The sequence below is a fragment of the Burkholderia anthina genome (assembly GCF_902498995.1).
In the GTDB taxonomy this organism is placed as follows: Bacteria; Pseudomonadota; Gammaproteobacteria; order Burkholderiales; family Burkholderiaceae; genus Burkholderia; species Burkholderia anthina.
In genome coordinates this window covers 1-515 of sequence record NZ_CABVLY010000073.1, presented here as the reverse complement: position 1 = coordinate 515, position 515 = coordinate 1, and the positions used below count along the sequence as shown (strand labels likewise).

At 55.3% G+C, this 515-nt stretch carries 1 rRNA gene; it reads right to left on the bottom strand.

Annotated features, from left to right (window positions below):
- A 23S ribosomal RNA gene (locus tag BME24068_RS34845) occupies positions 1 to 515 on the bottom strand; the annotation flags it as partial.

The following is a 515-nucleotide window of genomic DNA, read 5'->3' as shown; positions in this document are numbered from 1 at the left end:
CGGTTTGCGGTACGGTCATCGTTAGACTGAAGCTTAGAGGCTTTTCTTGGAACCACTTCCAATTGCTTCGCTCCCTAAGGAGCTCGCGCCACACCCTTGAATCCTGCGCCCGGATTTGCCTAAGCGCCTTCTCCAATGCAGCGACCGGGACTTCCAACACCCGGACAACCTTCCGCGATCCGTCCCCCCATCGCATCTAACAATGGTGCAGGAATATTGACCTGCTTCCCATCAGCTACGCATTTCTGCCTCGCCTTAGGGGCCGACTCACCCTACGCCGATGAACGTTGCGTAGGAAACCTTGGGCTTACGGCGAGGGGGCCTTTCACCCCCTTTATCGCTACTCATGTCAGCATTCGCACTTCTGATACCTCCAGCATCCCTTCCGAGACACCTTCGCAGGCTTACAGAACGCTCTCCTACCATGCACATAAATGTGCATCCGCAGCTTCGGTATATAGCTTAGCCCCGTTACATCTTCCGCGCAGGACGACTCGATCAGTGAGCTATTACGC